Genomic DNA, 10,414 nt, shown 5'->3' with positions numbered 1-10,414 from the left:
GCCCCCTAAGGTTTTTTGTAAACGGCGCGTCTTGCACAAGAGCCGCCGTCACCCCGGCCCGCGGCGTCGGGGGTCTTTGCTGTTCGCCCCGCGCGGGGCGGTGGCCCCGCGGGACCACGGCCCGACGAGCACGACATACCACCGCAGGGCCGCAGGTCTTCGACCGACACGGAAGCGGGAACGTCCTACACCTGGTTGCCCCGGTTGCCCTTGAGCCGGGCTAATTCCACCCAGCGGCCGTCGTCGAAGACGTCCCAGCCGGCTCGGCCGGAGACCACCTCGCGGTCAGCTCCCTGCCCATCGCGATCAGTCACTCAGGCTTTGGACCACTTCTGGTTCGATCCGCCGGAGCAGTCCCACAGCTGGAGGGGGGAATTGTTAGCGGTAGCCACGCCCGTCACATCGACGCACTTGTTCGCGCCCACGTTCACCAAGTCGTTGGCGCCGGAGAGAACGAACTGCTGGGCGTTGGTGCCGTTGCAGTCGTAGAGCTGAACCGCTGTGCCGTTCGCGGTGCCGGCCCCGGCGGCGTCCATGCACTTGCCGAGCGCGCGGACCGTGCCATCACTGGCGAACTGCCACTGCTGCGCTCCGGTGCCGTTGCAGTCGTAGATCTGCAGGCGGGCGCCGTTCACGCTGTTCGCTGCCGGCACGTCGATGCAGCGGCCGCTGCCCTGCCCGCGCAGCGCGTTGGTGCTGCCGGTCGGCGGCGTGGTGCCGCAGCCGGTGGTGACGTCGATGGTGTCCTGGTGGCTGGCGCCGCTGCCGCGGATGGCGTCGGCCTGGCTGATCGCGTCGTTCGGTGCGATGATCTGGTCCTTCGCGTAGTAGGTCCAGTCGACCGCCTCGGTGTACGTGCTGGTGCCGCCCGTGTGGCCGTCGCCGTCGATGAACCAGAGGTTGTAGTTCAGGCTCATCGGCACTCGCGGGTAGACGGGGAAGGTGCCGGTCTGCTCGTCGACGGTGTGGTCACCCACGAGCACGCCGTCGATGTAGTACTTGACGTGGTTTCCGCCGACCTGGGTGACCACGTTGTGCCAGCCTGCCATGCTGCGGTTCTGCTGGGAGACCTTGTTGTGGGGCGCCCACGGGTTCTCCTGGAACCCGTTGTAGCTGGTTTGGTAGTTGGTGGGCCCGTTGCCACCCCAGCCGCCGTTGGGCAGGTACTCGGAGAAGTCGAGCTCGCTGTACAGCGGGTCGTAGTCGTAGCGCTGTTCCGGGCCGATGACGAAATACGTCTGGTTGACGTGGTCGCCGTCGGAGCCTGAGACCGGGGCGTCGGAGAACTTGATGCGGCTGGCGTACGTGCCGTTGAAGAACCGGCGCTGCACCTGCAAGAACTCGGCCTGCGAGGTGCCGCCGGCCGTGCCGTCGGTGAATCCTCTCAGCTGGGCAACCTTCTGGTTGTCGACGGTCGGGAAGCTGATGTTGTTGGGGGACCAGCCGGCACCAGGCATGCCCGGTCCGCCGCTGTTGCTCCGGGCAGACCAGCCGTTGCCGGTGAACGCCGGATCGCTGACGGAGCTGTAGCTGAAGTCGTCGTAGAAGACACCGCAGGCCGCCGTGGCCGCGTTGCTGTCGGTGGCGAACACGAGGTTGCCCGTGACAAGTGCGCCAACGGTCGTTGCGACCGCGGCGCCGAGGGCGACGCGGCGGAGCGAGGGGGATGCAGCCGTGCCGGCTCTCTTTCGTGGAGGGGACGCGGGGACGGAAGTCAAGTGGAAACAAACCAGTGGTAAATGTCAATGCCCACTTCAGCGATCAACGCTGAGCAGCTCAGAGCGCTGGATGACTTCTATTCGGGCTTACGTCCTTACCATTGGCTACTCAGTTCACCTCCACCGAGCGGAACACCACGTCGTAGTCGGCACGCGCCGGGATGGCCGCGCACTCGGTCCCAGGTTGCCCTGCGTGCCCAGAACGTCCGCCGGTGGCACGAACGCGGGCACCGATTCGGGCCACGAGTCTGCTGTCACACGACGTGACCCGGTCCGAGGGACGGCCGCGTCGGTATTGCGGCCTGGTTGTCGGTGCGGGTCCCGGCATCCGCCTTGGGCTGAAGTCCGCGCCCACCACGCTGGTACGCGACGGGGCTCTGAATGAGCACACGATGCGGCGTCAAACGAGGTGCTGCAGGCCGTACGGTCGCAGGGGGGCGAGCGGACGGCCGGTGTTCACGGCCGGCCGGGGCGTGTTGTCACGGCAGCATCCACCGTTGGTTCGGCGCGGCGCAGTGCCCGTCGCGGCGAATATTCCGGGCCCGGACTCGCCGACTGAGATATCCGTCGTCACGTCGGCGGGCGCGATGGTCGCCGTCGGCGTCCACGACGCCCGGCTGACGGAGTGTGTATCGGGAGTGGCCGCCGCGGAGGGTGCGACGCTGCGCTGGTTTCGTCGGCTGCTGAACCCGGTCGTAGCCACCAGCCAGGCCGGGCGCATTTTCGCCGCCTCGTACGACTCGGTCTTGCATGAACTGGACCCGGCGACCGGACGCACCCTGTGGTCGATGCCGACCCCAGCTCCGGTGGAGACGCTGTCCGTCGGGGCGACCATGGTGGTGGCCTCCATCGGCTTCGCGGCGACGGCCTATCCGCTGCTGCCCTGAACCCGGCCGATCTCTGCTGCCCGCGCCGGCCGGGGGTGGTCAGCCGGCCGTCGCGCAGGTGATACATGTCCACCCCGCCCACCCGTCTTCGGGTCCTTGTCCGACCGCCGTCAGCAGTGCCGGATCTGGGTTGTTGGCGTCGGTGCGGGCCGGTTCGAACCAGATGTGGCGCCGCGGCTGACCCCCTGGCGCAAAACCGCCGGCCGTGCGTCACGGCCGGCGGTTTCCGCCCGTGCTATCCGGCGATCGCGGGTGAGCAGCGCGCCGGCCCGGGTGCCGGCGCCCGACGCCTGGGCGTGGTCGGCGCCGGCCAGCCGTTCGCGGCCTGCCCGGCCACGACTTTCGCCTGCGCGGCATCGCGCAGCACCGACAAGCCGCGGCTGAGGTACAACGCACGGTGGGAGCGGACAGTGCCGCCGGACGGCGGTAATCGACCCGGTTGCGCGCTGCCGCGGCTGCGACCGGGCGAACCGGCCGGCGATCCAGGCATGCCACGCATCCCGCTCGGCCGACCACACCTCAGCATCGACATCGTCACACCATGGTCAACACCCCGATCATCAACGCGTTTCTCCTGGTAACGGCGTTGCAGTGTTAAGGATGGTTTAAGCCAACCCGGTTGATCCTTCGCGGAGGGGTGCCCGTACTGAAGCCCGAGAGCGTTCTCCCGCGCGTCCGGGGCCGCCAACTGTCCGTCGGGAAGCTCGCGCCCTGCTGTCCTGACGCGCAGAAAGGCACTCGATGAGCTACCGTGCAGCAGCGATGCCACCCGCCAGAAGCCGGACGATCCGCTTTCTGGCAGTGGCGGTCGTCTTGGCGTTGATTCCCGTAGGTTGGTTCACCACTCGCATGGTGGCTGGCGCGGCGGTGCCGCCAGCTCCGCCCGGACTGCAACTCGTCTTCAGTGACGACTTCACCGGCCCGGCCAACTCGGCGGTCAACGGGCAGAACTGGATCTTCGACCTGGGGCATGGCTATCCGGGCGGAGCGGTCAACTGGGGCACCGGCGAGATCGAGAACATGACCAACAGCACCGCGAACGTCTTCCAGGACGGTCAAGGGCACCTTGCGATCAAGCCGATCAAGGATGCCGCGGGCAACTGGACTTCCGCGCGCATCGAGACCAAACGCACCGACTTCGCCGCGCCGGTCGGCGGCAAACTCCGCATCGAGGCGTCGCTGCAGCAGCCGAACGTCAGCGGCGCCGCAGCCACCGGCTACTGGCCCGCGTTCTGGACGATGGGTGCCGACGCGCGCAACAATGGGGCCGCGAACTGGCCCGGGATCGGCGAATGGGACGTGATGGAGTCCATCAACGGCCGGGACTCATACTTCCAGACCCTGCACTGTGGGGTCGCGCCGGGCGGCCCGTGCAACGAGTTCACCGGGCTCGGCTCGGGCGAGAAGCCGTGTTCCGGATGCGGCACCGGCTTCCACACCTACGCGGTGGAGTACGACCGCAGCCGCACCCCGGAGACACTCAAGTGGTTCTTCGACGGGCAGAACACCTTCACCCTCAGCTCCGACAAGCTCGACGCGACGGCGTGGAACAACGCCACCCACCACGGCATGTTGATCATTTTGAACGTCGCGATGGGCGGCTCCTTCCCGGCGGCGTTCGGCGGGGGCGCACCGACGGCAAGCACCCGGTCGGGCGTGCCGATGTTGGTGGACTACGTGGCAGTCTTCGCCAGCGGCGCCGGCGATGGAGCGAACCCGCCGCCGGCCACCACAGCGCCAACCAGCCGGCCGACCGCCGCGCCGCCCACCACCCCACCCGCACGGCCGACCGGTCAGCCCACCGGCCGGCCGGGCAACCCACCGAACGGGCAGCAGACCGGGACTGTGGCGCCGGGTCGCCCCGCCGGTCACGGGGGTGGACACCCGCGCCCATCGCGGACCCGGGGTGCGAGCCGACCGCCGGTCTGACCGGCCGGGTGGCCGGGCTGACGCCGGGGTGCCGCGAGGGGGTCGGCCGGACCCTGTCGCGGCGGCAACGCCGAGGGACCACGCTCGTGTCGTTCGGGCCATCCCCGTCCAGACGACCGGCTGCCAGGACTCCGACCGACATTGGACCGGCGATCTGGTGATGGTCGTGACTCGACCATGATTGTCGGGTCGTAGGTGTAGCGGGTGGTGCCGGTGCCGTCGGCCATGGTGGTGCGCTGTCCGACGGGGTTGTAGCTGTACGGGGTCTTGCCGTCGCTGTAAGCGAGCTTGGTGAGCGTGCGTTCTGTCCGGTGGATCAAGCCGGGCGCGACCTGGGCCGCGCGGCGGTCCGGACGCCGAGGCGCTCCGTCCAGCTCGCGCGCAAGCGCCGGGTCGGGTGCGGGTGGACGGTGGCGTCCTTCACCCGTTGTGGTGTCTCCAGGCGCTGGTCACGCGCCCTGCGGGTCGCCGCCCGGACGCCGGAGCAGCGGCCGCCAGCTCCAATCGCTGTAGCTGGGCCGCGGGCCCTGCGCGGCCAGGTCCATGCCCTGCCGCGTCATTCCTCGGAGTGCGTCGTCGATGCGCCGCCGCACGATCCCGGTGAGCCAGCCCGTGGCGTCGATGCCCGGCGCGGTGGCAACCGGCCAGCCACCACGCCTCGACGTACGTGGAGCGAGTACCTGACCCAGCCGGGCATTGCCCGAAAAGCCCGCCACCTCAGCGCGGGCGACATCGACAATCCGATCGGACAGCGCGACGAACGCGGGTACGCTGCCCCGCGAGCTCATTTGATCAAAGTGGAATCGCTCACCTGCTCAAGATCTCCGCTCGCCGGCCCCACACGACCCGCTCGACGCGCCGAGGGTGTCCGGCAAGATCACGGCGGTTGCTGACCATGAAATCTCCAGAGCGGTGGGCCGTCAGAGGCCGCCGGGGTCTGGAGCGACACGCTCGGTGTCGACGAGCGCTGCCGCAACGCTACGGCGTCGCGGCAGCCGCAACTACCTGATCCTTCGTTCGGGGACGAATGCACCGAGCCGGACGGTTCGGGTGGTCCTGCGAGCCGACCAGTGTCCCCCTGACGGCGGCTCGCAGGACCAACCCACCTCTGAGAAAAGCCTGATAGGCACAGCCGTTCGCCGAGACTGACGTCAGCGGGGCGTCGGGGCGCCGCCGGCGGCGGCGAGTCGCCGATCGCGCCGCGCTGCCCGCAGCGGGGCTCCGACGGCGTGCAGGTGACGCAGGGCCTGCCGGTACGAGCTGATCAAACCCGTCTCCTCGTACGGGATACCCGCCCGCTCGCAGTACGCCCGGACGATGGGCTGCGCTTTGGGAAGGTTCGGGGTGGGCATCGCCGGGAACAGGTGGTGCTCGATCTGATAGTTGAGTCCGCCGAGGGCCACGTCGGTCAGCCGGCCGCCCTTGACGTTGCGCGAGGTCAGGACCTGCTTGCGCAGGTAGTCCTCGGCACCGGTCGGATGCGGCATGCCCTTGTGGTTGGGCGCGAAGGTCATCCCCAGGTACACCCCGAACACCGCGTGGTGCACGAGAAAGTACACCAGCGCCTGCAGCGGTGACAGCACCAGCAGCAGCGCGGCCGCGTAGGCAACGAGATGCAACGCCATCAAGCCCGCTTCCGGTCCGCGGCACTTCATGCCCCGGCGCCGCAGCGCCTTGATGCTGGAGATGCGCAGGTCGACGCTGAGCAGCGTCAGCAAGGGGAAGAACAGTCCAGCCTGGTGACGGTTGACGAAGCCCTTCACCCCTCTGCGGCCCCACGCTGACTCGGTGGCCCAGATCAGCAACTCGGGCTGCACGTCCGGGTCGAGCTCGTCGTGGTTGGGGTTGGCGTGGTGGCGGGTGTGCTTGTCCATCCACCAGCCGTAACTCATCCCGACGGCGACGTTCCCCGCGATCCGGCCCGCGAGCGCACTGGGTCTCTTCGTCCGGAACACCTGCCGGTGGGCCACGTCGTGCGCCAGGAGGGCTACCTGCGAGAAGACCACTCCCAGCCACGCGGCCGCCGCGATGTTCCACCAGGACGAGCCGAGCATGAAGAATGCCAGCCAGCCGCCCGCGAACATCGCGGACACGACGCTCACCCGTACGGCGTAGTAGGCGGGCCGGCGTTCGAGCAGTCCGGCCTCGACGATCTGCCGGTTCAACGCGGCAAAATTACTGCCAGCGGTCTGCGGCCGCTGTGTTACCGATGCGCTCATCGCGCGACTCCTGCCACCGTGATCGGCGGGTACGACGATGTCGTGGGGTCCGGCGAACGTGAAATGATGATCAGGCCGCGGAGTCTGGACGGCCGCGGCGGCCCCACCGAAGCGGTGACCGCGCTGCAGAGGAACTACCCGTTCAACGGAACGGGAAACAAGTCGCGCGGAGAATGATGGCCGGTCACCTTTCGCGCTCCGGCGTCCCGGGTGCCGGCCCGACGGTGCGCATGCCGGCTGGGCGGCGCCGATGACGGCGCCATGGGCCGTCGTCCACGGGACCGGTGCACTCGAGCCCGGCGTCCGGCATGGCGACCGCAGCTTCGAGCGTCATGGCCGGTGGGTGGCAGGGCCAGGCTCGAGCTGATCGCTTCGCGCGCCGGCATCGTCCTCGTCCCCGGCGGCGAGGTCGGCCGGACGGCCGGTGGTGCCTGTCGCCGTCAGCGCGGCGGCGAACAAAAGCAGCTGGTTGATCGCGTTGAGGAAGACGAGCAGCCCGACCGAGCCGGCGACGAGCTGATAGGCCGGATTGGCCTCGGTGTGCCGCACGTAAAGCCCACCGAGCGCCTTGAGCAGCTCCAGGCCGAGCGCCACCAGCACCGCCGGGCCCAGCAGCCGGCGCCACGGCATCCGCACGCGGGACACTCCGGTCAGCGCACCACCGGCGAGAACCGTGTTGAACCCGATGCCGACCAGCAGCCCGACCGATCTCAGCAGCCACCGAGAGAGGTCGATGCCGGTGTCCGCCGCGTCCACCAGCCGGTTCGCGGCGACGGTCGTCGCCCATGCCACCGCCAGCGACAGGATCAGCAGAAGCCCCAGTCCGGCCAGTACCAAAAGATCCACGAGCACGCGGGCGACAAGGTTGCCGGGGTATTCCGGCAGCCACCACATCCGGCGGATCGACGATCGCAACGCGTCGACCCAGAACCATCCGGTGATCGGCAAGCCGATGAACGCGATGATGCCGACGGTGCCCCGGGCATCGCGCAGCGCCTGCACGTTCACGCTGGGCAGATCCTCGGCGAGGTAACGCTCGACCGACTGGCGCACCGCCGGGTCGTCCAGCGCGAAGCCGGACACAGCGACGCCTAGCAGCCCCAGCGCGAACGTGGCGAAGAACGCGTAGTAGGTCACCGCGGCGGCGAGCCGGCCGCCGTCCGCCCGGTCGTACCGGACGCCGGCCCGAATCAGGTGATCCAGCCACCGGACACGGTGACGCAGCCGCCGCCAGGATGCACCGACCGCCGACACCAGACGCTGACCCGCCACGCTGGCGAGATACCCGCCCGGGCGCCCGGCTACGCCGCGACTTCGATGTAGATCCCGTGATCCGCACAGGCGTACTGGCGCTCCGGACTTCGGCGGTCAGCTCACAGCGGCCCACACCACCTTGCCGTCCTGCGTCGGCACAGTCCCCCACGAGGCGGCTGTCCCGTGCACCAGCCGCAGCCCTCGCCCCCGTTCGTCGAGCGACGCCTTCAGGTCGAGCCTCAGTTCGCCCGGGTGCGGGAACCTGCTGACGCAGTCGTGAATCGCCACGTGCAGTCGTGTGCTGGTGCGTGACACCGTGACGATAAAGTCGGTGCCGGCGTGCTCGACCGCATTGGCGGCGAGCTCGGACGCGATCAGCCAGGTGTCCTGCAGCAGCCTTTGCCGATCCCAAGCGTGACATGCCCTTGTCACCAGGGCGCGGGCGACTTCGACCGATGCCGGCCTTGGTTCCAGATGGGTCTGCAGACGATCGGCGCGAGACGTCCGCGCGGCGCACGCCGCCCGCGCCTCGGGCACGGTGGCGTAGACGCGTGGTTGCGGTCCCTGGAGATACCGGAAGCGCCGGCTCAACGCAGTTGCAGTCGGCAGGCAGAACGTCACGCGCACCGAAGCGCTCCCCAGCCGGGCCTGTCGCCACAGCGCCAACCAGAACGGCAGGCTCGCCCCGTAAGAGTCCGCCAGATCGCGCAGGTCGACGATGACCGAGACAGCGGGCCCGGCCAGGCACATAAGCATGGCAGTAGACACGTGTTCACCCAGCTGAGGCGACCACCGGCCGTGCACCGCCACCTCGATCACCGCCATGCCCACGTCACCGGTGACGGCCACTGACGCGCCGATACGCTCGGTGACGAAGGTAAGCAGGTACGGGGGCTCGATCGGCTGCACCGGCGCGCGACGACCCACCTCCGTCACCGTGAACCGCCCACCCGCGTGACGGCGCCAGCGGTCGTACGATGGGCAGGTTTTTCCGTCGGAAAGTCTGCGACTACCAAAGCTGCTCCCAGGCACCTCGTCAGATGTGGTGCGCTACCGGGGACTGGGGCAGCGGGCCGGAGACAAGCGCCATCTCCGACACCGCAACGCTATATCAAGGCGCTCGGATTGCTGGTCACCCTGCGAGTGATGGTCACGACGCGGCGGACATGCATTCACCTTCGGCTTGAGGTACTGGTGGCCCGTCACGCCGGGCCCAGCGTGCGGTGGGCCGGCCGCCGCCTTGATCGTCGGCCCACCCGTACGGCTCGTGTCGAGGAGGCTGCTGCCCCTACAGGTTCTCGATCTCACCGCCGAACCGGCACTGTGGACCGGCAATGACCGTGTCGCGGGCGCTCGTTTTCGGGAAGGTGTTTCGCGCGAGCGGCCCGGGGCATCCCCATAGCGAAGCACCGCCGCTCAGCGAGGCGTGGTCAGCCGACGACGTCCATGCCGGAGCGCCGGGGAAGGATCGCGTCATGGGACTCGACGACAAGATCAGCAATAAGGCCCAGGAGGCCGGCGGAAAGGCCAAGCAGGGCGTGGGCGAGGCCACCGACAACAAGGACCTCAAGGCCGAGGGCAGGGCCGACGAGACATCGTCGGACGTCAAGCAGGCCGGCGAGAAGATCAAGGACGCGTTCAAGAAGTAGTCCTCGAGCAGAGAGAAGGGGGACCGGCTTGAGCCGGCCCCCCCTTCTCCGTGCTCGCCGGCCGCCCACCGGCAGGTTCTCCTGGGCCCCGCCCATGAGCACGCCCTGAGCGCGTCCTGGTGGGGGTGACCCCGTCCTGGACCTCGCGGCCCTTTATCGCACCCCGGCACCCGCGGACCAGCGACCCAACCGCCGATGCCACCGGCGCGAGGGCGGTCACACGATGGCCGCCGACCGCCGGACGTCACGCGCCTTCGCTCGGCGCAGACACCTGGCACCCCGGACTCAAGTAGCTTTGCGGTATGGCGACGACGGTGCTACGCGTCCGGCTTGTCAGCGGCGACCGCATGGACATCACCTACGACGACCCTGATGTCCCCGACGAGGCGGACCTTGTCGAACACGCGATCTCTGCTCTGGCACAGGACTCAGGAATGTTGCGCACGAAACACGGCGACCGGCTCGTCGTGCTGTACGGCCGAGGCGTCGCCGCGATCGAGGTCGCGCCTCGCGGTGCTGTGGTCTGAGAGGGAGGCTGCACACATGGGGCGGCGCCGGCAGCGGCGATCCCACCGGTCCCGGCCGGTAGGCCTGCACGCCGTCACCCCGCCTTTGTACGGTCCACACAAAGCCGCGAGCGGCCGGCGCCCGTCGACCGCTCTGCGTTCGGGTCTGCTGCACCGATAGGTGACATCTGAGATGGCTTGCCGTGATGGCGGGCTGGAAGGATGTTGCTGTGCCCAAGCCCTACCCTCGGG

At 69.0% G+C, this 10,414-nt stretch carries 9 protein-coding genes; 4 read left to right on the top strand and 5 right to left on the bottom strand.

All coding sequences use genetic code 11. The annotated features are described in order from the left end of the window. Positions 1–314: 314 nt before the first annotated feature. Positions 315–1,592, bottom strand: coding sequence for a ricin-type beta-trefoil lectin domain protein (locus AB0J80_RS38260; protein ID WP_364714717.1), 1,278 nt, complete (start codon positions 1,590–1,592; stop codon positions 315–317). A 578-nt stretch (positions 1,593–2,170) separates the two neighbouring features. Here AB0J80_RS38260 and AB0J80_RS38255 point away from each other — a divergent pair. Together AB0J80_RS38255 and AB0J80_RS38250 are read left to right on the top strand one after the other, a co-directional pair. Beyond that, positions 2,171–2,605 carry a hypothetical protein gene (locus AB0J80_RS38255; protein WP_364714715.1) on the top strand — a complete coding sequence of 145 codons (435 nt, stop codon included), beginning with the start codon at positions 2,171–2,173 and terminating at the stop codon, positions 2,603–2,605. Between the two features lie 741 nt (positions 2,606–3,346). Beyond that, positions 3,347–4,534, top strand: coding sequence for a glycoside hydrolase family 16 protein (locus AB0J80_RS38250; RefSeq protein ID WP_364714714.1), 1,188 nt, complete (start codon positions 3,347–3,349; stop codon positions 4,532–4,534). A gap of 449 nt (positions 4,535–4,983) precedes the next feature. Here AB0J80_RS38250 and AB0J80_RS38245 read toward each other — a convergent pair whose 3' ends face one another. From AB0J80_RS38245 to AB0J80_RS38230, 4 genes are all read right to left on the bottom strand, one after another. Continuing rightward, positions 4,984–5,322, bottom strand: coding sequence for a hypothetical protein (locus AB0J80_RS38245; RefSeq protein ID WP_364714712.1), 339 nt, complete (start codon positions 5,320–5,322; stop codon positions 4,984–4,986). Between the two features lie 363 nt (positions 5,323–5,685). Beyond that, entirely contained in the window at positions 5,686–6,753 is a 1,068-nt protein-coding gene (locus tag AB0J80_RS38240; protein WP_364714710.1) for an acyl-CoA desaturase, read from the bottom strand. A 330-nt stretch (positions 6,754–7,083) separates the two neighbouring features. Next, complete coding sequence (locus AB0J80_RS38235) at positions 7,084–8,025, bottom strand: YhjD/YihY/BrkB family envelope integrity protein (RefSeq protein ID WP_364714708.1); 942 nt, start codon at positions 8,023–8,025, stop codon at positions 7,084–7,086. A 96-nt stretch (positions 8,026–8,121) separates the two neighbouring features. Continuing rightward, positions 8,122–8,934 carry an ATP-binding protein gene (locus AB0J80_RS38230; RefSeq protein WP_364714706.1) on the bottom strand — a complete coding sequence of 271 codons (813 nt, stop codon included), beginning with the start codon at positions 8,932–8,934 and terminating at the stop codon, positions 8,122–8,124. 548 nt (positions 8,935–9,482) lie between these two features. Here AB0J80_RS38230 and AB0J80_RS38225 point away from each other — a divergent pair. Both AB0J80_RS38225 and AB0J80_RS38220 read left to right on the top strand, forming a co-directional pair. Further along, entirely contained in the window at positions 9,483–9,656 is a 174-nt protein-coding gene (locus AB0J80_RS38225) for a CsbD family protein (protein WP_364714705.1), read from the top strand. Between the two features lie 302 nt (positions 9,657–9,958). Further along, a complete protein-coding gene (locus tag AB0J80_RS38220; RefSeq protein WP_364714703.1) occupies positions 9,959–10,183 on the top strand; it encodes a hypothetical protein in 225 nt (74 codons plus the stop codon). The last annotated feature ends 231 nt before the right edge of the window (positions 10,184–10,414 follow it).

The sequence above is a fragment of the Actinoplanes sp. NPDC049548 genome (assembly GCF_040676695.1).
Lineage (GTDB): Bacteria > Actinomycetota > Actinomycetes > Mycobacteriales > Micromonosporaceae > Actinoplanes.
The sequence above is the reverse complement of the archived record's forward strand: the minus strand, read 5'-3'. Positions and strand labels throughout refer to the sequence as shown.

What these genes read in the sequence shown, in the direction of transcription:
- AB0J80_RS38250 (WP_364714714.1), top strand. Translation starts at nt 3,347, where the DNA reads ATGAGCTACCGTGCAGCAGCGATGCCACCCGCCAGAAGCCGGACGATC.
- AB0J80_RS38245 (WP_364714712.1), bottom strand. Translation starts at nt 5,322, where the DNA reads ATGAGCTCGCGGGGCAGCGTACCCGCGTTCGTCGCGCTGTCCGATCGG.
- AB0J80_RS38240 (WP_364714710.1), bottom strand. Translation starts at nt 6,753, where the DNA reads ATGAGCGCATCGGTAACACAGCGGCCGCAGACCGCTGGCAGTAATTTT.
- AB0J80_RS38225 (WP_364714705.1), top strand. Translation starts at nt 9,483, where the DNA reads ATGGGACTCGACGACAAGATCAGCAATAAGGCCCAGGAGGCCGGCGGA.
- AB0J80_RS38220 (WP_364714703.1), top strand. Translation starts at nt 9,959, where the DNA reads ATGGCGACGACGGTGCTACGCGTCCGGCTTGTCAGCGGCGACCGCATG.